21 protein-coding genes and 1 pseudogene are annotated in these 22,424 nt (G+C 70.8%); 12 read left to right on the top strand and 10 right to left on the bottom strand.

The genetic code is table 11. The annotated features are described in order from the left end of the window. Positions 1 to 32: 32 nt before the first annotated feature. Genes ehuA through ABD907_RS01785 form a run of 4 tightly spaced genes read right to left on the bottom strand, consistent with a single transcriptional unit; the run spans position 33 to position 3,128 of the window. Complete coding sequence (gene ehuA, locus ABD907_RS01770) at positions 33 to 857, bottom strand: ectoine/hydroxyectoine ABC transporter ATP-binding protein EhuA (RefSeq protein WP_486334040.1); 825 nt, start codon at positions 855 to 857, stop codon at positions 33 to 35. After that, positions 844 to 1,485: an amino acid ABC transporter permease gene (locus tag ABD907_RS01775; protein WP_345214779.1), complete on the bottom strand. Its 642-nt coding sequence runs from the start codon at positions 1,483 to 1,485 to the stop codon at positions 844 to 846. The genes ehuA and ABD907_RS01775 overlap by 14 nt, the downstream gene beginning before the upstream one ends. After that, the gene (locus ABD907_RS01780; protein ID WP_345214780.1) at positions 1,485 to 2,195 is read right to left on the bottom strand and encodes an amino acid ABC transporter permease; all 711 of its coding nucleotides are present in this window, start codon (positions 2,193 to 2,195) and stop codon (positions 1,485 to 1,487) included. Before ABD907_RS01780 ends, ABD907_RS01775 begins: the two co-directional genes overlap by 1 nt. A gap of 12 nt (positions 2,196 to 2,207) precedes the next feature. After that, the gene (locus ABD907_RS01785; protein ID WP_345214781.1) at positions 2,208 to 3,128 is read right to left on the bottom strand and encodes a transporter substrate-binding domain-containing protein; all 921 of its coding nucleotides are present in this window, start codon (positions 3,126 to 3,128) and stop codon (positions 2,208 to 2,210) included. Between the two features lie 650 nt (positions 3,129 to 3,778). On the opposite strand from ABD907_RS01785, the pseudogene ABD907_RS21055 reads away from it, so the two are divergent. Next, positions 3,779 to 3,910: pseudogene (locus ABD907_RS21055) on the top strand (FHA domain-containing protein); the annotation flags it as partial. 159 nt (positions 3,911 to 4,069) lie between these two features. Continuing rightward, positions 4,070 to 7,042, top strand: a complete 2,973-nt coding sequence (locus tag ABD907_RS01790) for an FtsK/SpoIIIE domain-containing protein (protein ID WP_345214782.1) — start codon at positions 4,070 to 4,072, stop codon at positions 7,040 to 7,042. Here the strand turns inward: ABD907_RS01790 and ABD907_RS01795 are convergent. Then, a complete protein-coding gene (locus ABD907_RS01795) occupies positions 7,003 to 7,413 on the bottom strand; it encodes a hypothetical protein (protein ID WP_345214783.1) in 411 nt (136 codons plus the stop codon). The two genes, ABD907_RS01790 and ABD907_RS01795, sit on opposite strands and share 40 nt — an antisense overlap. Positions 7,414 to 7,675: 262 nt before the next feature. On the opposite strand from ABD907_RS01795, the gene ABD907_RS01800 reads away from it, so the two are divergent. Continuing rightward, positions 7,676 to 7,924 (top strand): WhiB family transcriptional regulator, encoded by a 249-nt coding sequence (locus tag ABD907_RS01800; RefSeq protein ID WP_345214784.1) that lies wholly within the window; start codon positions 7,676 to 7,678, stop codon positions 7,922 to 7,924. A gap of 228 nt (positions 7,925 to 8,152) precedes the next feature. On the opposite strand, the gene ABD907_RS01805 is transcribed toward ABD907_RS01800, so the two are convergent. Further along, a complete protein-coding gene (locus tag ABD907_RS01805; protein ID WP_345215400.1) occupies positions 8,153 to 9,613 on the bottom strand; it encodes a sensor histidine kinase in 1,461 nt (486 codons plus the stop codon). 93 nt (positions 9,614 to 9,706) lie between these two features. On the opposite strand from ABD907_RS01805, the gene ABD907_RS01810 reads away from it, so the two are divergent. Beyond that, a complete protein-coding gene (locus tag ABD907_RS01810; RefSeq protein ID WP_345214785.1) occupies positions 9,707 to 10,204 on the top strand; it encodes a DUF2505 domain-containing protein in 498 nt (165 codons plus the stop codon). A gap of 168 nt (positions 10,205 to 10,372) precedes the next feature. On the opposite strand, the gene ABD907_RS01815 is transcribed toward ABD907_RS01810, so the two are convergent. After that, a complete protein-coding gene (locus ABD907_RS01815) occupies positions 10,373 to 11,809 on the bottom strand; it encodes a glucose-6-phosphate dehydrogenase (protein WP_345214786.1) in 1,437 nt (478 codons plus the stop codon). A gap of 67 nt (positions 11,810 to 11,876) precedes the next feature. On the opposite strand from ABD907_RS01815, the gene ABD907_RS01820 reads away from it, so the two are divergent. From ABD907_RS01820 to ABD907_RS01850, 7 genes are all read left to right on the top strand, one after another. Continuing rightward, entirely contained in the window at positions 11,877 to 12,335 is a 459-nt protein-coding gene (locus ABD907_RS01820; RefSeq protein ID WP_486334050.1) for an OsmC family protein, read from the top strand. After that, a complete protein-coding gene (locus tag ABD907_RS01825; RefSeq protein ID WP_345214788.1) occupies positions 12,332 to 13,015 on the top strand; it encodes a hypothetical protein in 684 nt (227 codons plus the stop codon). Before ABD907_RS01820 ends, ABD907_RS01825 begins: the two co-directional genes overlap by 4 nt. Positions 13,016 to 13,065: 50 nt before the next feature. Then, positions 13,066 to 13,803, top strand: a complete 738-nt coding sequence (locus ABD907_RS01830) for an aldo/keto reductase (protein WP_486334051.1) — start codon at positions 13,066 to 13,068, stop codon at positions 13,801 to 13,803. 22 nt (positions 13,804 to 13,825) lie between these two features. Continuing rightward, positions 13,826 to 14,803, top strand: coding sequence for a prolyl aminopeptidase (gene pip, locus ABD907_RS01835; protein WP_345214790.1), 978 nt, complete (start codon positions 13,826 to 13,828; stop codon positions 14,801 to 14,803). Between the two features lie 304 nt (positions 14,804 to 15,107). Beyond that, entirely contained in the window at positions 15,108 to 15,554 is a 447-nt protein-coding gene (locus tag ABD907_RS01840; protein WP_345214791.1) for an Hsp20/alpha crystallin family protein, read from the top strand. A gap of 180 nt (positions 15,555 to 15,734) precedes the next feature. Next, positions 15,735 to 16,508 carry a thymidylate synthase gene (locus tag ABD907_RS01845; protein WP_345215401.1) on the top strand — a complete coding sequence of 258 codons (774 nt, stop codon included), beginning with the start codon at positions 15,735 to 15,737 and terminating at the stop codon, positions 16,506 to 16,508. Next, on the top strand, positions 16,508 to 17,005 hold the full coding sequence (locus ABD907_RS01850; RefSeq protein ID WP_345214792.1) for a dihydrofolate reductase: 498 nt from the start codon (positions 16,508 to 16,510) through the stop codon (positions 17,003 to 17,005). Before ABD907_RS01845 ends, ABD907_RS01850 begins: the two co-directional genes overlap by 1 nt. 20 nt (positions 17,006 to 17,025) lie before the next feature. Here the strand turns inward: ABD907_RS01850 and ABD907_RS01855 are convergent, their stop codons facing one another. Continuing rightward, positions 17,026 to 18,738: a dihydroxy-acid dehydratase gene (locus tag ABD907_RS01855; protein WP_345214793.1), complete on the bottom strand. Its 1,713-nt coding sequence runs from the start codon at positions 18,736 to 18,738 to the stop codon at positions 17,026 to 17,028. 365 nt (positions 18,739 to 19,103) lie between these two features. On the opposite strand from ABD907_RS01855, the gene ABD907_RS01860 reads away from it, so the two are divergent. Then, the gene (locus tag ABD907_RS01860) at positions 19,104 to 20,261 is read left to right on the top strand and encodes a DUF6880 family protein (RefSeq protein WP_345214794.1); all 1,158 of its coding nucleotides are present in this window, start codon (positions 19,104 to 19,106) and stop codon (positions 20,259 to 20,261) included. On the opposite strand, the gene ABD907_RS01865 is transcribed toward ABD907_RS01860, so the two are convergent. Beyond that, on the bottom strand, positions 20,258 to 21,043 hold the full coding sequence (locus tag ABD907_RS01865) for a hypothetical protein (protein WP_345214795.1): 786 nt from the start codon (positions 21,041 to 21,043) through the stop codon (positions 20,258 to 20,260). The genes ABD907_RS01860 and ABD907_RS01865 overlap by 4 nt on opposite strands. A 26-nt stretch (positions 21,044 to 21,069) precedes the next feature. Further along, on the bottom strand, positions 21,070 to 22,152 hold the full coding sequence (locus ABD907_RS01870; protein ID WP_345214796.1) for a hypothetical protein: 1,083 nt from the start codon (positions 22,150 to 22,152) through the stop codon (positions 21,070 to 21,072). Positions 22,153 to 22,424: the final 272 nt, after the last annotated feature.

Below are 22,424 nucleotides of genomic sequence, written 5' to 3' on the forward strand. Positions count from 1 at the left end.
GAGTCAGTGAGGCACGGCGGCTCGCCGTCCGCTCACAGGACGGCCTTGAGGAACGCCTGCGTGCGCTCGTTCTCCGGCTCGCTGAACATCTGGGCCGGGGGCTTGTCCTCGATGATGTGTCCCCCGTCGAACATGAGGACCCGGTGCGAGACCTCCGAGGCGAACTGCATCTCGTGCGTGACGATGAGCATCGTGATGTTCGTCGTCTCCGCGACGTGGCGCAGCACGTTCAGCACCTCGCCCACCAGCTCCGGATCCAGCGCCGACGTGACCTCGTCCAGCAGCAGCACTTCCGGGTCCATCGCGAGCGCGCGGGCGATCGCCACACGCTGCTGCTGCCCGCCCGAGAGGCGCATCGGGTGCTCGTCGACCTTGTCGCCGAGACCGACGTTCTCGAGCAGCTCCCGGGCCCGTTCCTGAGCCTCGGCCTTTGACCGGCCGAGGACGTGGATCGGCGCCTCGGTCAGGTTCTCCATCACCGTCATGTTCGGGAACAGGTTGAACTGCTGGAAGACCATCCCGATCCGCGTGGTCATCCGGGCGACGTCCTTCTTCTTCCGCTCGACCCGCTTGCCGCCGCGCATCTCGTGCGTGAGCGGATGGCCGTCGACGTAGATGAACCCCCCGGTCAGGTGCTCGAGGGTCATCACGAGGCGCAGGATCGTCGTCTTGCCGGAGCCGGACGGTCCGATGAGCGTGACGCGTTCGCCCTTCTTGACATCGAAGTTGAGGTCGTCGAGGACGGTGTTGTCACCGAACTTCTTCACGACGTTCTCGAACCTCAGGACCGGTGGCGCCTCCGCGCCGGAAGTTCCGGACGGGGTCGCCGTCGCGGATGTGTCATCAGTAGCGGGCAAGTCGCACTTCCAATCGCCTCATGAGGATGGCCGTCGGGTAGCTGGCTGCGAGGAAGATCAGCCCGGCGATCGTCATCGCCTCGACGTAGCGGAACTCGTTGCCGCCGTACACGCGCGCCGCGGTGACCATCTCGCCGACGCCGATGACGATCAGGAACGGCGTGTCCTTGAACATGGCGATCGCCCAGTTGCCCAGGGACGGCAGCGTGGCCCGCAGCGCCTGCGGCAGGATCACGGCCCGCCAGGTGCGGGACTTCGGAAGGGACAGCGCGGTCGCCGCCTCCCACTGGCCGGCCCTGATCGACTCGACACCGGCGCGGTAGGACTCCGCCATGTACGTGGAGTAGTGGATCCCGAGGACCACGATGCCGATCGTCAGCAGGTCCAGGTCGACGAACAGGTGAAAGATCAGGAACGCCTGCATCGGCAGCGGGGTCATCCGGATCACGTCGAGGAGCCACGCCACGGGCGCGCTGATGACCCGGGGCGTCTCGCGCACCAAGACCGTCCAGACCAGACCGAGGACGGCCGCGATCAGCGAACCCAGCACGGTCAGCACCAGGGTCTTCGTCGCGAAGGCCTCGAGCAGCCGCGGCAGGACCTCCAGGGCGCTCTGCATGTCCCACATCAGGCCACCGCCTCCGCCGTCGCTCGTGTCGTTCTAGCCTTCGAGGGCGCCAGTCCCAGCCTCCGCTGGGCACGGCGCTCGAGGAACCGGAGGAAGGACGAGAACCCGAGGGCGATCAGGTAGTAGAGGGCGAACCCGATGCCGAAGGCGAAGGCCGTGCCGTGGTCTTGCCTGACGACCTCGTCGGTGAAGTAGGTCAGGTCGTGCAGGAAGATCAGCAGCGCCAGCGCGGTGCCCTTGATCAGCATCACCATCAGGTTGTTCATCCCGGGCAGCATCAGCGCCCAGGCCTGCGGCCAGATGACTCGCCGGATCTTCGTCGCCCAGGGCATGGACAGGGCCGTGGTGGTCTCCCACTGTCCCTGCGGCACCGCGTTCAGGGAGCCGCGCACCACCTCGGCGCCGTACGCCCCGTAGTTCAGCCCGAGGGCCAAGATGCCGCAGGCCAGCGGCTCCAGCTGGTACCCGAACTGGGGCAGCACGAAGAACAGGAAGAACAGCTGCACCACCAGGGAGGTGCCGCGGAAGAGCTCCACGATGATTCGTGAAGTCCCCCGCAGCACCCCGACCCCGGTGATCGCGGCCAGTCCGAGGACCACGGCGATGACGAACGCGAGGATCGCGCCGCCGACGGACAGCTGGAGCGTGACGACGATGCCGTCCCAGTACCGTGGCCAGCTATCGATCAGGGCCTGTATGAAGTCGCTCAAGACCGGAGCCGATCAGCCCTCGTCCGGAACGGCCTCGGACTGCTCGGCGTCCGGCAGCTCGCCCTCGCAGAGCTGCTCGGTGGTGATGTCCTCCGGCGGACGCCACGGCTCACCGAACCCGAACTCGCCGAGGACCTCCTCGTACTTCTCCTGGGAGCCGACGATCTTGTCGAGCTCCTCGTTCCAGGCCTCGAGCAGGTCCTGGTCGCCCTGGCGGAACACCGCGGCGCCGGCGCCGACCTGCTCCTTGCCGTTGACGATGGCGATGAAGGGCTCGGTGGCCTCGACGGGCTGGTCGCTGTTCTCCACCATCGAGTTCAGCGAGATGGCGGTGAGGGCGAAGACGTCGGCCCGGCCGCTGACCACCGCGTCCATGCCGTCCTCGGCGTTCTGCAGCGTGAGCGTGTCCTCGATGCCCATGTCCTGGGCGTACGTGTCCTCGATGGCACCGGTGAGCACGGCGAGCTGGGCGCCGGACTCCTTGACGTCCTGGAGGTCGTTCAGGTTCATCGGGTTGCCCTCGGGGACCAGCAGGCCGGTGGTGTACATGATCGTCGGGTTGGCGAAGGCGGCCTGCTCGCACCGCTCCGGCAGGATCGACATGCCGGCGCTGATCTGGTCGAAGCGGCCGGCGTTCAGCCCCGGGATGAGCGAGTCCCAGGCCACGACCTGGGTCTCGATGTCGTCGATGCCCAGCTGGCCGTAGATCTCCTCGGCGATGGCGATCGTGGCACCGGTCGGCTCACCGTCCTCCATGTAGGAGTAGGGCCGCTCGCCGGCGATGCCGAGCGTGACGGTGCCGGACTCCTGAATCTCGGCCAGGGTGCCGCTGCCGCCACCGTCGCCCCCACCGCCGTCGCCGCCGTCGCCCCCGTCGCCGCCGCCACCTGCTGGGTCTGTCTGGCTGCACGCCACCATGCCGACAGCGAGCATGCCCGCTCCGGCGATGGCAACGGCCCTACGTCGGGTCGTCCTGATCATCATGGTCCCTTCGGTTCGGAGACGAGGCACTGCCTCCCGGCTCCGCCCGACCCCTCCTGGGTGCGCGGCACCGGACGGGTCACCCCGAGTTCTCATGGTGCTCAGCCACGTTAGAAAGGTCTCCGCGACCACACAAACCCCTTCCGCTCACCAGTGGTGTTGCGGCAGGTCTGCCCAGGCGGTCGGCGAGCAGCACTTTTCCCGCACAGTGGCGCGGATCACGATGGGCAAGACTGCGGTGCGGTGGTGCCGTTCCGGCGGGGAGAGGCACGTAGGTGATTGTTATTCGTCTGTGACGTATTTGCCGTAGCCCTGAGAAACGTTGTCGAAGCGTGAACATCACGTGACTCTATCTTGACTGAGGGCATCCGCCGGCGCACCTGTCCACAAACGTTGTGGCGCGGGTCCTGTCCACAGGCGCGCGCACCTTCGGACACGGTCCGGCACACCCTGTTGCCGTGTCCCCGCCGTCCCCACCACCACTCGCCCCCGGGCCGGATCCGCGGGCCGACCCACACTCGGCGCTGCGCTGCCCGTGGCACCTCGCCGTCGTGTCCGGGCCGGACACCGGGTGGTGCCTCGGTCTCGGTCCGGACGCGGTGGTGGTCGGGCGCGGGACAGCTGATCTGGCCCTCACCGACGCCCAGGTCTCCCGGCATCAGCTCACGGTCCGGGCGCGCCGGGGCCGGATCGAGGCCCGCGACCTGGGCTCGGCGAACGGTTCCGCGTGGCTTAGGCCGCAACGGCGCCGGAGCCGGCGGCGACGGCCCGGGCGCCGCCGATGGTCGCCGCCCCGGCGGCTACCCGCCCGGTGGCGCCGGCTGCCGGAGGGTGCTCGCCTCGTGGCCGGGTCGACGGTGCTCGAAGTGCGCCGTCGTCCGGAGGATCTTCGGGTGCCGGCACCACCGGAGCCGCAGCAGCCGAGGCCGAAGCGGGACCTGATACGGCTGGCGCTGCCGCTGGTCGCGTGCCTCGGCATGGTGCCGCTGCTGCTGGCCGGAACGGCGTCACCGTGGCGGTGGGTCATTCTCGCGGTACCGGTCGGGCTGGTCGTCGCGGTGCTCGCCGGCCGACGCAGCTCCCCGCCCGCCGAGCTCCCGGACCCGGCCACGGTCCTCCTGCTGGCCGCGACCCGCGCGCTGCCCCCTCGGCCCGGCGCGACGCTGCGTGCTCGGCTCACCGCGACCCCGCGGCGGTGCCGCTCACCCGACCTCCTCGACCTGGTCGACGGCGACCGGATCGCGTTCATCGGGCCGCCGGAGGACGTCGCCGCGACCGTGCGATGGGTGGTCGCCCAGCTGGCGACGTGCCACCGCCTCGCCCTCGAGCTGCCCGCGCCGTGGCCGTGCCTGCCCCGCGAGGACGTCACGTGGCGCGTCGTCGTCCACGCGGAACCGCTGCGGGGCGAAGCGGCCGGGCCGGCGCCGGCGCGCAGCACGCCGAACGCGTCCGGCCGCGAGACCTGCGAGGTGCATCTCGTCCTCGCCGGGTCGATCGAGCAGGTGCCGACGTGGTGCACGCGCGTGGTGCCGGTGCCGGCCGACGGCGTGGGCCGGTCGTGGGCGGCGCTCGTCGCCGAGCTGCTCGCCCCGGCCGGCGAGACAGCACCGCAGAGCCTGCCCACCGACGTGCAGCTGAGGGAGCTGCTCGGCGGCGCATCGGAGGTCGGACGAGAGTGGTCAGGTGGCCGGGACGGGCTGTGCGCACCGATCGGGGTGGACTCCGACGGGCCGGTCGAGCTCGACCTCGTCGAGCACGGTCCCCACGCGCTGCTCGCCGGGACGACCGGCGCCGGGAAGTCGGAGATCCTGCTGGCCTGGCTCGTGGCGCTCGCCGTGCGGTACTCGCCGGCGGACCTGCAGCTCGTGCTCGTCGACTACAAGGGCGGCGCCACCTTCGCCGGCCTGACCGAGCTGCCGCACGTCGCCGGGGTGCTGACCGATCTCGACCCTGCCGCGACCTCCCGCGCCCTGAGCAGCCTGCGGGCGGAGGTACGCCGCCGCGAGGCGCTGCTCGCCCGGGCCGGCGTCAAGGACCTGGTTTCCTACCGCGCCACCCGGCCCCATGAGGAGCTGCCCCGGCTGCTCGTCGTGGTGGACGAGTTCCGGGCGCTGGCCGATTCCCACCCGGACGTCCTCGGCTCGCTCGTGCGCCTCGCGACGCAGGGCCGGTCCCTCGGGGTCCATCTGATCCTCGCCACCCAGCGCCCGGGCGGCTCGGTGACGAGCGAGGTGCGCGCCAACCTCACCGTCCGCATCTGCCTGCGGGTGCTGGAGCCGGCGGAGTCGCACGACGTGGTGGGGTCGTCGGAAGCGGCCGAGCTGCCGGCCGTCCCCGGTCGCGCGGTGCTGCGCACCGACCGTCTGCGCACGGTCCAGGCGCCGTGGTGCGGGACGGGCCGCTGGGTGGAGGAGGTCGTCCAGGAGACCCGTCGGGGATGGCGCGCACGGGCCGGTGGCCAGGCCCCGCCGCGACCCTGGGCGCCGCCGCTGCCGGAACGGGTAGGGCTCACCGAGGTCGTCGAGATGGCCACCGAGGAGGCCGCCGACGCCCGCAGCACGCGAACCGGCACCATCCGCACGGCTGACGTGCCAGGACTCGTGCTCGCGCGCACCGATCTGCCCCAGCAGCAACGACTCGGCACGTGGATCTGGGACCGTACCGACCTGCTGGTCGTCGGCGGCCCCGGCACGGGTCACACGGAAGCGCTGCGGACGGTCGTCGCGGCGGCCCTGGGTGCCGGCGTGACCGTGCACGTGGTCGCCGCCGATGCGCGTCGCTTCGCCGACCTGCGCGGACCGTCGCTGGGCACCGTCGTCGGCGGCGACGACCCGCGCCGCATCGCACGGCTGCTCGAGATCCTCACCGGGCCGGCCGTGCTCGTGGTCGACGACGCCGAAACCGTCGTCGAGCAGCTCGACCTCGTCGCGGGCGCCGGGCAGGGCACGGCGCTGCTCTCCCGCGCCGTGCGCGACGGCCGCCGGGCCGGCGTCTCGGCCGTGCTCTCCGGGCCTGCGTCGCTCGTCGGTGCCCGGTGGCTCGAGTCCGTGCGCACCCGGTTGGTCCTCGCGCCCCGTGACGAGAGCGAAGCGCTTGTCGCCGGCGTGCCGCGCGACCTCCTCGGCGGTCCCCCGATCCCCGGCCGGGGTGTGCTCCTCGAACCCGGCGGGGCCACGGCGCTCCAGATGGCGCTCTGCGGCCCGCTCGACGTCGGGACCCCCGGACCCGACGTTCCTCGGGTTGCTGCCCTGCCCGACCACGTCACGCTCGACGCCGACCTCCTGGGCAACCTCGGCAGGGAGCCGTGGCCGGCCCTCGGCCGCGGCGGCGACGACGGCTCGGCCGTGCACGTCTCGTGCGAACCCGGTGAGGTGGTGCTCGTCGTCGGACCGTCCGGCAGCGGCCGGACGACGGCGCTGCAGACCCTGCGCAGTCAGCTCACCGGCGGCGGCCGAGACGTGGTCTCGCCCGATCCGGGTGAGCCGGTGCCGGACGGGGCCGGCGTCGTCGTCCTCGACGACCTCGACCGATGGCCGCCGAACCATCTCGACGAGCTCGCCGCGGCACTGGCCGGCCGCCGCGACCTCACGGTGCTGGCCGCCGCCCGCAGCGAGTCGGTCGCCGCCGCCTACCGCGGTCCGCTCGCGCTCTGGCGGCCGCGGGCGACGCTGCTGATCCTGCGGCCGGCGCACGCGTTCACCGCGCAGCTGACGGACGTGAACCTGCGCTCCGTCGTGGACCCCGTGCGGCCGTACCAGCCGGGGCTCGGTGTGGTGGTCCGGCGTGGTCGTGCGATGCCCGTCCAGGTCGCGCGGGCGAGAACGGCTCAGAGGACCGCCGACGTCGAGCGGGTCGTCGAGGCGTAGTCGCGCGACGACGGCCAGAGCGTGCCGACGACGATTCCGACCGAGACGGCGAGCGCGGCGGCGACGCCCCAGGGCGGCACGGTCCCCAGCACGGTCAGCACGGTCACGATCTGCAGCAGCTGCCAGGTGATGACCGGGCCACGGCCCCATCGCATGCCGCGCCACTGGGCGCGTGAGGAACCGACGAGAAGGAGGGCGAACACGATGAGCAGGACCGCGAACGGGACGGCGACGCCCAATCCGCCCGGCCCGCCGAGCACCGCCGAGGCAACGGCTCCGACGGCGAATGCGGCGAGGCACAGCGCCTCCAGGCACGCCCCCGCCAGGGCCAGCCGCAGCGGGGCGGGGACGTCCGAGAAGGTCGGGCTCATGGGTGACGAATCTACCGGTTACGGCCGCTTCGGGGCCGTGTCGTGACCGCGGCCGGACCGCCTTCGAACCGCCCTGACGGGCCGCTGAGAGCCGCCCGACCAGCCGTGCCGACCCTGTGAGAAACCGCACGGCGTCACCCTCACGTCATTTTCCGGAAACCCTTGTGAGGGATTCAAGGGCCGTGAAAAGGTTGTCGCAGCACCTGATCCTGGACCGCCTCTTCCGGAGCTGCCGGTCCTTGCATGCACTAAGGAGACCCTCATGGACTGGCGTCACCGCTCTGCCTGCCTCACCGAGGACCCGGAGCTTTTCTTCCCCATCGGCAACACCGGTCCTGCACTCGTACAGATCGAGGAGGCCAAGGCCGTCTGCCACCGGTGCACCGTCGTCGACACGTGCCTGAAGTGGGCGATGGAGACCGGGCAGGACTCGGGTGTCTGGGGCGGACTCAGCGAGGACGAGCGCCGGGCGCTCAAGCGCCGCACCGCCCGCGCACGCCGCGCCGGCTGACACACAGGACGTTCCGACACGACGCCGCCGGGTGACCGGCGGCGTCGTCGTCTGTCCGGCCGCGACTCGTCACCTCTGTGCCGACTCGTCATCCCTGTGCCGACTCGTCACCTCTGTGACGACTGGTCACGTCTCGATGTCGAGACATGACCAGTGGGCACGGTGATGACCAACGGACACGCCGATGACCAATCGGCACGGCAGTGACGAATCGGCACGGGCGGGGCGTCAGAACCGGCGGATGATCTTGCCGGGCACGCCGATCCACGCCGACAAGGTCACCTCGGTGCCGCCCTCCTCGCGGCGGCTCCACTCGATCGAGCCCTTCAGCTCACCCTTGACCAGCGTCTCGACGATCTGCGTCCCGAGCCCGGAGAGCACCCGGCCGTCCTCGATGCCGGTGCCGTCGTCGCGCACCGTCACCGACAGGTGCGGGCCGGTCCGGGAGGCCGCCACCGTGACGGTACCCGAGCGGCCCGAGAGGCCGTGCTCGACGGCGTTGGACACGAGCTCGGTGAGCACCACGGCGAGTGAGGTGGCGACCTCGGCACCGACCTTCCCGAAACCACCCTCGACCACCGTGCTCACCTTGGAGTCCGGGGAGGCGACGTCGGCGGCCAGCCGCATCAGCCGCCCGAACACCTCGTCGAAGTCGACGACCTCGTCCAGGCCCTGCGAGAGGGTCTCGTGCACCATGGCGATGGTCGAGACCCGGCGCTCTGCCTCGTCGAGGGCCGACTTGGTCTCCGGGTTGGGGCTCCGGCGGGACTGCAGCCGCAGCAGCGCCGAGACGGTCTGCAGGTTGTTCTTCACCCGGTGGTGGATCTCCCGGATGGTGGCGTCCTTCGTGATGAGCTCGCGCTCGCGGCGGCGCACCTCCGAGACGTCGCGGCACAGCAGCAGTGCGCCACGGCGCTCGCCGTTCTCCGTCAGCGGGACCGCCCGGATGGTCAGGGTCACGCCGCGCGACTCGATCTCGGTGCGCCAGGCCGCCCGGCCCATCACGACGACCGCCATCGTCTCCTCGACCGTGCTGTGGTCCTCGATGAGCTCGGTGACGACCTCGCCCAGCACCTGCCCCTTGATCTCGCCGATGACACCGAGGCGGTGGAAGTTGCTGAGCGCGTTCGGGCTGGCGTAGATGACCCGGCCCTCGGGATCGAGGCGCACCAGGCCGTCGCCGACGCGCGGAGCGCCACGGCGCTGGCCGGTCGGCGCTCCCTGCTGCGGAAACTCGCCGCGGCTGATCATCCCGCACAGCACGTCGGCGATCTCGATGTAGGAGACGTCCAGCCTGGAGGGCACCCGAGAGGTCGGCAGACCGACCTCCCGGGTCAGCACCCCGAGCACTCGCCCCGCGTGCACGACGGGCAGCAGCACCTCTCGCATGGGGAGCGAGGCGCGCCCCTGCGGGTCCGCGCGGACGTGGATGCCACGGTCCTCCATGGTCTGCGCCATCAAGGTCCGGCGGACCTCTGTCGGGTGCTCCCCGACGATGTCCTGGTAGTGCACGGTGGCCGCGGTCGAGGGCCGGCAGTGGGCGGAGGCGACGAAGTCGCCGTCGGACGTGGGCAGCCAGAGCACAAGGTCCGCGAAGGCGAGGTCGGCCACCACCTGCCAGTCACCGACGAGCTGGTGCAGCCACTCGGCGTCGTCCCGCTCGTCGAGGTGGCCGGACTGGGCGATCATCTGGGCGAGCGTGTGGGGCACGGGCCCCAGCGTAAGCCCGGTGCGAGCCCCACTACGCTGACTTCACCGTTCGTCACCATCCGAGGAGTCACCGTGCGCTTCGCCGCCACCATCGCCTACCCCGCGGACGTCGAGACCGTCGCCGCCATGCTCGCGAACGAGGAGTTCGTGACGCGGAAGATGTCGGCCGCCGGAGCGCTGCGCTCGAGCTGCGACGTCGCCCGGGACGGGGCCGCCTTCACCGTGACGACACGGGCGGACATGCCGACGACGAAGATCCCGTCGGCGTTCCGCTCCTTCGTCGGCGAGTCGCTCGAGGTGACCATGGTCGAGGCGTGGGGCGGACCGGCGGCCGACGGCTCGCGCACCTCGACGCTGACGCTCGAGATCAACGGCGTCCCGGTGCGCGTGCGCGGCGGCCAGCGCCTCGTCCCGACGCCGCAGGGGTGTGAGGAGACCTACGAGGGCGACGTCACGGCGTCAGTGCCGCTGATGGGCCGCAAGATCGAGCGGACTGCCGTCGGCACGGTCGACGACGTCGTGGCGGTCGAGCGGCGGCTGGGCCTGGAGCACCTGGCGAAGACGTCCTGAGCCTGGCGAACGGGCGGTGCCGAACGCGTTCCCGCGTAGCGAAGCGTCAGTAACGAGGCGCCAGTAGCGAGATGCCGAGTGAGGTGCCCTGGCTCGCCATTGAGCCAGGTGCGTGCACCACGGTACCCGGATGTGACCGAAGCCACGGCCACTTTCAGGAACGATTTCTCACTGGCCCAGGAACCACTCGTGAGGAGCGGGCAGTCGGCGGGCCTCCTCCGGCCCCCAGGACCCGGGCACGTAGGGCAGCGGGGCCGGGCGCGCGTCGCCCTGCAGCGGCGCGAAGGCGGTGAAGGCTCCCTGCAGCGCCTCCGCCGTCGTGAACAGCGAACGGTCCCCGAGGAGGACGTCGTGGATCAGTGACGCGTACGGGGAGATCGGCTCGCCCCCGGGCACGTCGTCGAGGTCGAGGACAGCCGTGCCTGAGGAGTAGGTCAGGTCCGGGCCGGGAGTCTTGACCGTGATGCCGAGCCGGACCTCGCCGGAACCGCTGAAGTCGATCTGGATGGAGTTGGGCGTGTCCAGCTCGGGGTCCAGCGGCCCGTAGGGCGGGCCCAGGACCAGCGTGATCCGCTGCGCCTTGGCCGCCATCCGCTTGCCCGTGCGCAGGAGGAACGGCACGCCGCGCCAACGCTCGGAGTCGACCCACAGCCGCACGGCCACGTACGTGTCCTGCTCGGAGTCGGGCGCCACGCCCTCGATGTCGCGGTACCCCTCGAACTGCCCGAGCACGACGTCCTCGGCCGGCTCCAGCGGACGGAAGGAACGCAGCGCGTCCTCCCTCGCCTGATGGATGGCGGCAGGCTCGCGCAGGCTGCGCGGCGGCTCCATCGCGACCTGCCCAGCCACCTGGAACAGGTGGGTGACGATCATGTCGAGGGCCGCTCCGGTCGCCTCGTAGAAGCCGATCCGGTTCGCGACGTCCAGATCCTCCGGCACATCGATCTGCACCTGTTCGACGCTCGCCCGGGACCACTCCGAGCCGAAGAGCTGGTTTGCGAACCGCATGACGTAGATGGTCTGCACCCCCTCCTTGCCGAGGAAGTGGTCGATCCGGAAGATCTGCTCTTCGTCGAGGACCTCCTTGACAGCGCCGTCGAGCTCGACGAACGACTCCAACGACGTGCCGTAGGGCTTCTCGAAGACGACACGAGCGCCCTCCGCGAGACCGTGCGCGCCCAGCCCGCGCGCGATGGGCGCGAAGGCTCCCGGCGGGACGGCGAGGAAATGCAGGACCAGCGGCTCGGCGTCCGTCTCGCCGGCCAGGTCCTCCCGTACCTCGTTCAGCACGCCGGGCAGGTCGCCCGGATCCTCGGCGCTGAAGCCGCCCCCGGCGTACCGAACGCGGCCGAGCACCTCGTCGACGTCGTCGGGGGTTCCTTGCTCGCTGCCCTCGAGCGCGGCCGCGACACGGTCACGAAAGGCGTCGTCGTCCAGCCGGCCGGTCGAGCACCCGACGAGCCGCCAGTGAGCGGGCATGAGGCCGCGCCTTCGGACCTCGTCGATCGCCGGCAGCACCATGCGGCTGGCCAGGTCTCCGGTCGCGCCGTACAGGACGACGATGGCGGCCTCGGGCAGGGATTGCGGGCTCTCGTACGTTGTCACGTTTCCCAACGTAACGGCGCGGGCGCACAGCGGCCTCTCACGTGCGACGATGGCAGCCATGACAGGCATGCCCGAGAGGGAACCGTCCGCAACGCCGGACGAGGAAGAGGCGCCGTCGAAGGCCCTGTGGGCCGAACGGACGGGCACCCGCTCCTACACCGGTCGCAACGCGCGCGGGGCGGAGGTCCTCGTGGGCGACGGCGAGGGCCGGTTCACGCCGGGCGAGCTGCTCCAGATCGCCCTGGCGACGTGCAGCACACTGTCCGCCGACCACCGCCTCGCCCATGCGCTGGGTGACGACTTCGCCGCCGTCGTCGGCGTCTCGGCCGAGAAGAACGCCGAGGACAACCGCTACGGCTCGATCACGGCGGAGATCGTCACCGACCTCTCCCGCCTCGACGAGGAGACCATGGCCAAGACCGTCGAACGTGCCGACGCCGCCATCGAGCGGCAGTGCACCGTGAGCCGCACCCTCACCGCGGGCGCCGGCAACACCGTCTTCTTCACGAACGAGGCGGTCCGATGACGAGGCAGGAGAGCCGAGGTCCCGATCTGGCCGACCGCCGAGCTCTCGACCGGCTGCTGGACGCCGCGGTCCGCCGGGCCGACAAGGGCGAGGACGCGGTCGCCGAGCTGCGGCGCGAGCATGCCGGTATCTCGCCGGCCGAGCTGATCGGCCGGCTCGAGAAGCGGTATCTCGCCCGGAGCGCACGCCTCGGCGGCGCGGTGGGCGCGGTCGCCGCCTTCCCCGGCATCGGCACCCTGGCCGCCGTCGGCCTCACCGGGGCCCAGACGGCAGCCTTCCTCTCGGCGTCCGCCAACCACGTCATGGCGGTCGCCGCCGTCCACGGCGTCGCGGTGGACGACGTCGAGCGTCGCCGCGCCCTGCTCCTCGCCGCCCTGCTCGGTGAGGACGGCGCCAAGGCGGTCTCCGGTCAGCTGGGCCTCGGCACCCTCTACTGGGCCCGTGCGGCGCTGACCCGGCTGCCGCTCGGCACCATCAGGGCGGTGAACAAGACGCTGACCCGCCGGCTCGTCCAGGCAGGGCTGGCCCGCGCCGGAGCCGTCTCCCTCGGCCGACTGGCGCCCTTCGGCGTCGGAGCAGTCATCGGTTATCAGGGGACGAAGATCATGGGCAAGAACGTCCTGGACGGCACTCGGGAGGCTTTCGGTCCCCCGCCGGCGACGTTCGGAGCGACGTCGTGAGCCCCACCGTGCCGGCAGTCCACCTCACCGCGCGCGACGGCGCGGTCGACATGCCGCTGCTCGGACTGGGGACCTGGCAGGCGCGTGGCGAGGAGGCGTACCGGATGGTGCGCACCGCGCTGGAGCTGGGCTACCGGCACCTCGACACCGCGACCATGTACGGCAACGAGGCAGAGATCGGGCGTGCCCTGACGGACTCCGGCCTGGCCCGTGAGGACGTCTTCGTCACGACGAAGTGCCCGCCGGAACGGGTCGGCCGGGAGGACGAGACGCTCGAGCGCTCGTTGTCGGACCTCGCGCTCGACCACGTCGACCTGTGGCTGGTGCACTGGCCGCCGCGCGGCGACAACGCCGGCGTCCGCATGTGGGAGCGTGTCGTCGCCGCGCAGGAGGCCGGCCGCGCCAGAGCAATCGGGGTCTCGAACTACTCGCCGGACCTCATCGACGAGCTCGTGGGCGCCACCGGCGTCTCCCCCGCCGTCGACCAGGTCCCCTGGAGCCCGTCCGACCACGACGCCGCCCTCGTCGACGCGCTTCGCGAGCGCGGCGTGGTGCTCGAGGGGTACAGCCCGTTCAAGCGGACCGACATGGACGACCCAGTGCTCGCGAAGGTCGCCGCGGCCCACGACGCGACGCCCCAGCAGGTGGTGCTGCGCTGGCACGTCCAGCACGGCTACGTCGTCATCCCGAAGTCTGTCCACGCCGATCGGCTCGAGGCGAACCTCGCGGCGGCGGACCTCGATCTGACGGACGAGGAGATGGCGGCCGTCGACGCCCTCGGCAGCTGAGGCCGCTGCTACCGTCCCGATTGTGTTCCCCAAGTCGCCCGTGCGGCGTTCCGGTCATCTGCCCGTCGAGGGCGACCACGAGATCTACTGGGAGGAGTCGGGCAACCCCGACGGCATCCCGGCGATCTACCTCCACGGCGGACCCGGCGGCGGTCTCGGAAACGGCGGGTACCGCGCCAAGCTGGACCCCGAGCGGTTCCGCATCATCGCCCTGGATCAGCGTGGCTGCGGGCGGTCGCGACCGCTGGTGACCGAGCCGGGCTACGACCTGGCCGAGAACACCACCGCCCACCTGATCCGCGACATCGAGCGGCTCCGCGAGCACCTGCAGGTCGAGGCGTGGCTGGTCAACGGGGTCTCGTGGGGCTCGACGCTCGCCCTCGCCTACGCGCAGAAGCATCCCGACCGGGTGCACGGCGTCGTCCTCATGGCTGTGACGACGACGAGCCGGTTCGAGGTCGACTGGATCACCGAGACGGTCGGTGCGCTCTTCCCCGAGGCCTGGGAGAGGTTCGCCGGCCACGCGGAACGGGCGGGTGCCTGCCGCAGGGGTGACGACCGGCTCGTCGAGGCGTACCTGCGGCTGCTGACGGACCCGGACCCCGCCGTGCGCGATGCCGCATCCCAGGCATGGGCGGACTGGGAGGACACCCACATCTCGATCGGCACCGGCAGGGTCCACCGTGACCCGCGTTGGGACGACGACAGGTTCCGGCACGTCATGACGACGCTCGTGACGCACTACTGGGCGCACGACGCCTTCCTCGACCCACCGCTCCTCGAGCGCGCGGAGCGGCTCGCCGGCATCCCGGCCACGCTCATCCATGGGCGCCGTGACGTCAGCGGGCCCGTGGTGACGGCCTGGCGCCTGCACCGAGCATGGCCCGGCAGCGAGCTGCTCGTCGACGAGGGCGAGGGGCACGGCGGAGGCGACATGGTGCAGGCGTGGTGCGCGGCGAACTCCCGGCACGCGGACCGGATCGAGAGCGGCCGGTCCTGAGCGGTCGGGCCGTGTCTGAAGTGCCGGGCCGCCGGCCGGCACCTTCGCCGCCCTCAATCCGCCCCTCCACGACGCTCTGGGCCGCCTCGCCTGGTTCCGGAGCATCGGCCTGACCTGCGTCGATACCGCTGCTTGAGCGCGACGCGCTCAAGTTTTCGCCCTGAGCGATCACCGCTTAGCACTCGAATAAGGAGAGTGCTAAAACTGTTGCTGTGAACGAAGCATCCGACCGGGCCACGAGGGCGGTCCCGGCCGGGCGGCCCGGAGGGTCCGGGCCGGCAGAGTTGAACCAGAGGTGATCTTCATGGCAACCCGTTTCGACCCGTTCCGCGAGATGGACGACTGGCTCGCCACCATGCGGCGCCAGGCCCCGACCGTCCCGGGCATGCCGCTGGACCTCTACCGCGAGGGCGAGTCCTACGTGGCACGCATCGACATGCCGGGCGTCGACCCCGCGAGCATCGACGTCGACGTCGAGGACCGGACCCTGACGGTCCGCGCCGAGCGGCGCACGGAGGTCCCGCAGGACGCCCAGTGGCTCAGCCACGAGCGTCCGACCGGCACCTTCGCCCGCCAGCTCTCCCTCGGCAACGGCCTGGCGCTCGACCGCATCGAGGCCGGCTACGCCGACGGCGTGCTCACCCTGACGATCCCGGTGGCCGAGGAGGCGCGGCCCCGCAAGATCGAGGTTGCGCACTCCGGCAACCGCGCCGAGGTCGAGCAGCGCAAGCAGGAGCCGGCCGTCGCCTGACGTTCCGACCGCTCCAGACGCCCGCGTCCGCCACGGACGCGGGCGTCTTCGCGTGGCTTCTCCTGCCGTGTCGCCACCCGGACCTACGATGGTCGCGTGACTCAGACGCCGACCCGTCCCCCCGGCGAGGACGCCGCCGCGACGGCCGAGACCCGTGGCCCGAACACCGCGTACGAGGACCTGCTGCGGCACGTGCTCGAGAACGGCACCCCGAAGGGCGACCGCACCGGAACGGGGACGCGCAGCGTCTTCGGGCACCAGATGCGGTTCGACCTGCGCGAAGGGTTCCCCCTCGTGACGACGAAGCGGGTCCACCTGCGCTCCGTGATCGGCGAGCTGCTGTGGTTCCTCCGCGGGGACAGCAACGTGCGCTGGCTGCAGGAGCACGGTGTCCGGATCTGGAACGAGTGGGCCGACGAGGACGGCGAGCTCGGCCCGGTGTACGGCGTGCAGTGGCGCTCGTGGCCCACCCCGGGCGGCGGGCACGTCGACCAGCTGGAGCGGGTGCTCGAGACGCTGCGCAGCAACCCCGACTCGCGTCGCATGCTGGTCTCCGCCTGGAACGTGGCCGACCTCGGCGAGATGGCGCTCATGCCGTGCCACGCGTTCTTCCAGTTCTACGTCGCCGACGGTCGGCTGAGCTGCCAGCTGTACCAGCGCAGCGCCGACCTGTTCCTCGGCGTGCCGTTCAACATCGCGTCCTACGCCCTGCTGACCCACATGGTCGCTCAGCAGACCGGCCTCGAGGTCGGCGACTTCGTCTGGACGGGCGGCGACTGCCACATCTACGACAACCATGTCGACCAGGTTCGCGAGCAGCTCGGCCGCGACCCCTTCCCGTTCCCCACCCTCGTGCTCCGCAAGGCGGCCTCGCTCGACGACTACGACTTCGACGACGTCGAGGTGCTCGACTACCAGCACCACCCGGCCATCAAGGCGCCGGTCGCGGTCTAGTGCTGGGACTCATCTGGGCCCAGGCCCACGACCGCATCATCGGCGCGGACGGCACCATGCCCTGGCACGTGCCGGAGGACATGGCCCGGTTCGTGGACGTCACGTCCGGGACGAGCGTGGTGATGGGCCGCACCACGTGGGAGTCCTTCCCGCCGCGCTTCCGGCCGCTGCCCGACCGTCGCAACATCGTGCTCACCCGCCGCCCGGACTACGAGGCGCCGGGCGCGCACACGGTGCCGGATCTCGCGGCCGCTCTCGAGCTGGCCGGCGAGGGTGGCGGTGACGTGTGGATCCTCGGCGGCGGGGAGGTGTACGCCCGGACCATCGGCCGTGCCGACGTCCTCGAGGTCACCGACATCGACGTCACGGTCGACGGCGACACTCGGGCCCCGGAGATCGACCCGGCCGTGTGGCGACTGACCGCTGCGGACCCGGCCGAGGGCTGGCACGTGTCCGCCAAGGGCCCGCGCTACCGGTTCCTGACCTACCGCCGCTGAAGGCCTCGGCCGAGCCGACGTCAGTGCGACTCGCGTGCGACCCGGTCACCCGTCGCGCCGACGAGGAAGTCCAGGTCGGCGCCGGTGTCGGCCTGCAGGACGTGCTCGATGTAGAGCTTCTCCCAGCCGCGCGTCGGCGCCGCGTAGGCGGCCGCGGCCGTCGCGCTGGGCTCCCGTTCGGCGAGCTCGGCCGCGGGCACGTCGAGGCTCAGGCGCCGCCCGGGCACGTCGAGCTCGATCCAATCACCGGTGCGCACCTTCGCCAGCGGACCGCCGGCGGCGGACTCCGGGGCGACGTGCAGGATGACGGTGCCGTAGGCGGTGCCGCTCATACGGCCGTCGCAGACGCGCACGACGTCGCGCACGCCCGCCTCCAGGAGCTTCGTCGGCAGCGGCATGTTGGCCACCTCCGGCATGCCGGGGTACCCCTGCGGGCCGCAGCCCCGCAGCACCATGACGGAGTCGGCGTCGATGTCGAGGTCCGGGTCGTCGAGCCGCGCGTGCAGGTCCTCGATGCTGTCGAAGACCACCGCACGGCCGCGGTGCTGCAGCAGGTGCGGCGAGGCGGCCGCAGGCTTGATGACGGCACCCTGCGGCGCGAGACTCCCGCGGAGAACGGCGATGCCGCCCTCCTCCAGGACCGGGGCCGCGCGCGGACGGATGACCTCCCGGTCCCACACGGCGGCGTCGTCGAGGTGTTCGATGTACCGCCGGCCCGTCACCGTCAGGGCCGCCGGGTCGAGAAGGTCCCGCACCTCTCCCATGACGGCCGCCAGCCCGCCGGCGCGGTGCAGGTCCTCCATGAGGAACCGGCCGGACGGCAGCAGGTCCGCCAGGAGCGGCACCCGTGACCCGATCCGGTCGAAGTCGTCCAGCGTCAGGTCGATGCCGAGACGGCCGGCGATCGCGAGCAGGTGCACGACGGCGTTCGTGGAGCCACCGATGGCGCCGAGCGCCACGATCGCGTTGTGGAACGAGGCCGTGGTCAGCACGTCGCTGGGACGGCGCTCCTCGCGGACCAGCTCGACGGCGAGCCGTCCGGCGGCGTGCGAGGACTCGAGCAGGCGGCTGTCCGGTGCCGGGATGCCGGCCGTCCCGGGGATGACCGTGCCCAGGACCTCCGCCAGCGCCGCCATGGTGGAGGCGGTGCCCATCGTGTTGCAGTGGCCGCGGCTGCGGATGGTCGCCGACTCCGACGTCACGAAATCTTCCTGGGACAGCGTGCCCGCCCGGACCTCCTCCGACAGTCGCCACACGTGGGTGCCGCAGCCCAGCGGCGCGCCGCGGAAGGTGCCGGTCAGCATCGGCCCGCCGGGCACCAGCACGGCCGGAAGGTCAACGGACGCCGCCGCCATGAGGAGCGAGGGGATCGTCTTGTCGCAGCCGCCGAGCAGCACCACGCCGTCGACCGGGTTGGCGCGGAGCATCTCCTCGGTCGCCATGGCGGCCATGTTCCGCCACAGCATCGCGGTGGGCCGCACCTGGGTCTCCCCGAGGGACACGACGGGCAGCTCGAGCGGGATGCCGCCCGCCTCGTAGACGCCGTTGCGGACCGAGGCGGCCACCTCGCCCAGGTGCGCGTTGCAGGGCGTCAGGTCCGACGCCGTGTTCGCGATCGCGATCTGTGGCCGGCCCTCGAACGCAGAGCCCGGTACGCCGCGGCGCATCCACGCCCGGTGGATGTAGGCGTTGCGGTCCTCGCCGGAGTACCAGGCGTCACTGCGCAGGGGCATCGTCGCGCTTTCCGTTCGTCGGGGCGGCCGGTTCGCCGCACGGCCGTCAGCAGGCTAGCCCATGACGTTCCGCCGCTTCCGTACCGGTCCGTGACGTGGCGCCCGGTCGGCGACCGCGGTACCGCAGAGATCCGATGCGGCATCCCGTACGGTCCCCGTCAGGAGGTCGATCGATGCGTGCGTTCGTCATCACCGCGCCCGGCCGCAGCGAAGTGCGGGACGTCCCCGGGCCGGGATCGAGGCTGTGAAAGTTCTGGGCGTAGAGAATGAGAGGGTGACCTCGCTGGCAAAACACCGTTCTCCCGCTAATCCGCACACGCTCGGACCTCTACCGCTACAGCGCCGCGAACGCCCATGGTTGCGAAATGCATGAGGCCGTCGACATCCTCGAGAACGCGATCCCGACGACGGATCCGGCCGAGATCTACACCGTGACGCACAAGGCCCTGGCATCGGCGATCAGGGTGATCGCACGCGCGGACGACTCCAGCGGGGTCATCGGGGACGCATGCCGTCGTCTGCTGGACCTACACCCGAAGGCGGCTGCCGCCGCCAAGACTCCGGTCGACAAGCTGGTCGACTGGATGATCACGTTTCAGTTCGACGATGACCAGGTCGACTACTTCGAGCTCGACCCTGTGGCGTATGCACCGGCGCTTGGGGATGTCGGCATGGCGGCGTACCGGAGGCGGCTATCCGAAGTGGAAGCCGGCCTCGGACCCCGGCCCTCCGAAGAGGATCGCTGGACATCGCGTCACTCGCACGAGTGGTTCGCCCTCGACTGGAACGCACAACGGCTCGCGGTGCTCGACCGCGACATCGACGCGATCATCCGTACGCACGCGAAGGACCGGAGGGTCGCGGCCTGGCTGGAGGACACCGCCGAGGCGTTCGAGGAGATCGGCGAGATCGACGTCGCCATCGACTGGGCAAAGCAGGCCAGCGACTTCGACCATGGTCACCAGTCGCAAAAGGCCGCGGACTACCGGTGCCGACTTCTCGAGGAGCACCGGCCCGACGAAGCTCTCAACGCGAGGCTTGCGATGTTCCGGCGCTGGCCTTCGTCGACAACTGCGGCTCGATTGCACAAGGCTGCGGGGAAGGCGTGGCCCGAGCTCCGCGACGAGGTCGTTGCCACCTTGGCAGCGAGCCCGAACGACGCCGCCCTCCTTGTGCTCCTCACCCTTAAGGAGCCTCAGTTCGCCTGGGAACTCGCGCACTCACTCGCCCTCGACAGCGACCACACGTGGGCGGAACTGGTGAAGTCCTACGAGAAGATCGACCCGACCGCAGTCCTCCCGATCCATCAGCGACTCGTGGAGAAGGAGTTGGCGAATGCGGGCGCGCAGTACTACCGACTCGCGGCACGGAGGCTGGGGAAGATGCGCAAGCTGGCCGCGGGGACCGAGCACGCTGCCGACGTCGACGACTTGATCGCGAGACTGCGTGAGACCCATCAGCGCCGGCCGCGGTTGCAGCAGGAGTTCGACCGCGCTGGCCTTCCGCGCTCCCAGGAAACCTAGGAGACAAGGGCCTCAAGGAGGTCCTGCGCCAGCAGCGCCACACTCTCCGACACGGCAGCCGGGTCACCAACCAACTCCTCCGCGGCGCCGGCCATGAGGGAGCCGCGGGCACTTGCTCCTTGTGCGAAGAGGTCTCGGAGTTGGTCGAGCGCCTCGCGGGTCACCTTCGCGCTGACGTCCTCGGCCCGCAGCCGACTGATCGCTTCGACGAAGTCCTGGGTCTCGATTGCGCGCAGCAGACGGTAGACGTCGTGGGCGTCCTTGTTGTCCTGCCTCGAAGGCTTCTCGAGCCGGTCGTGGATCTTGTGCAGCTTGGCCACCAGCAGCGCTGCGGACCCGGCCACGGAGACCTCGAACTCTCGAGCGTCAACTGCACGGTCGAGTGCCCGGATCAGCATCTTCGAGTTGTCGACCAGCGCCGCCTCGATCCCTCGCGCTCTTCGCATCGACTTGTCGTTGTGCGGCGGCACGCGGACGCTTCGGCGTCCGGCTCCCGCGACAGCGTCGGGCACCATCAAGTCGACCGGAACTCCGCGCGCGGAGATCCAGGAGCCGATCGCGCTCGGCCGCCGATCCGGCGTGAAGCCCGCGGCGCTCATCGCCTCCTCCACCAGCGGATCGGAACTCAGCACCTCGGGGTCCACTGCGACGTCGCCGTCGGTAGTGAACTCGGCAAGGGCAATCTCCGTGGCCCCCGTGTGGAGGTAGACGGCCTGTGCGCCGATGATGACGAGCGCGTCGAGATGCGACTCCAGTGCTTCCAGCGCGTCAAGCAGCCCCATGCGCGCCAGGGTCACGGGTCACTTCGTCAGCCACGGCGCCAGCGCTTCTCGTTGGCCTTCATCCATTCGATGAGGTACTCACCTTCGGCGGGTTCGCGCCCCGGTCCGTTCAGGAGGTCGGCCGCCACCTGCGCGGGAGCCGCTACCAGGTAGCCTCCCTCGGCCGGCGCGGTGTTCTGGAACGGGACGTCGCCGACCGTCTTGGGCTCCAAGAGGATTACGTTTGGCGCAGCCGCATTGGGTCGCAGCCCCCACTGCTCCGATGCCTCCTGAATCGACGAGACATAGACGTAGGCGGCCTTGGCTGGCGCGTAGGTCGCCCACTCCTTGGCAGCGATTGATCCCGTCACCGCCTTGGGGAATGTCGACCGTTGGGCTACCTTCGCCAGGAAGGCATCCACTCCCCTCGGTTCGATGAACGCCATCACGCGCGTAGTCAGCTGGAAGGCGGCATCGGTACTCCATGCGCGCAGCAACCGCTCCCAGTCGGTCACTCGATAACGCTTGCCATCCTTGACGACAAGATCCTCGCGTTCCAAGTACTCCAGCACCCGGTAGGCCGCACCCGTGGATGCGCCCGACGCAACAATCAGCTCACGGACTGTCCAGTCGCGGTCGTAGTCCAACAGAGCGCGAGCGACGCGCGCGGCGGGCTCACCCTTGAGCGTTCCCCGCGGCCGGCCCTTGCGCCACGGATCCCGGTCCTCACCCCGGTCGGCGATGAACAGGGCCGGAGAGTGGACAACGACGCGCATGTTGCCCGTGGCGTCTACGTAGGAGAGACCGTCCTCCGCCAGAGCCTCGCGAACCGATGGCGACAGATAGCGAGCTGCCACGATGGGAACGTCGCCGGCGTCCGCCGCCATGAGGCGAACCTGGTCCGCGAGACGCGCAACGTCGCGGCGCTCGACGACCTGCTTGACCTCGACGACGAGTCTCGCAGCCCTCCCGTCAGGCCCATCAAGCTGTATCGACAGATTGGGCCGCCGCGAGTCCGGCCCTGGCTCAGCGGCGTCCGTGACCATCCAGGTAACGGGCAGGCGGTCACGCAAGAGGTTGACGACGCGACGCTCTACCTCCGCAGCATTCAGCACCACATCGGTTGCCATGGGTTCACCACCTCTGTTCAGGTATCAGGCGGACTCCGCTGGCGGCGGAATTTGAGACTTTCCCGAACAGCCTAACATGTTCGGAAAACACACACTCTCCGCTGGCGGCGGACATCGTGCCTTACCCGAACAGCGGCCGCCGCTTCCTAGTCCTCCGTGGCGCTCACCCGACCGCGTGAACGCCGCGTCGAGCAGGTCGGCGGTCGGCGGTCGGCGGTCGGCGGTCGGCGATTCACGTGATCGCCGTCGGCCGCGTACCGGCCCGCGACGTG

Source organism: Georgenia halophila (genome assembly GCF_039541595.1).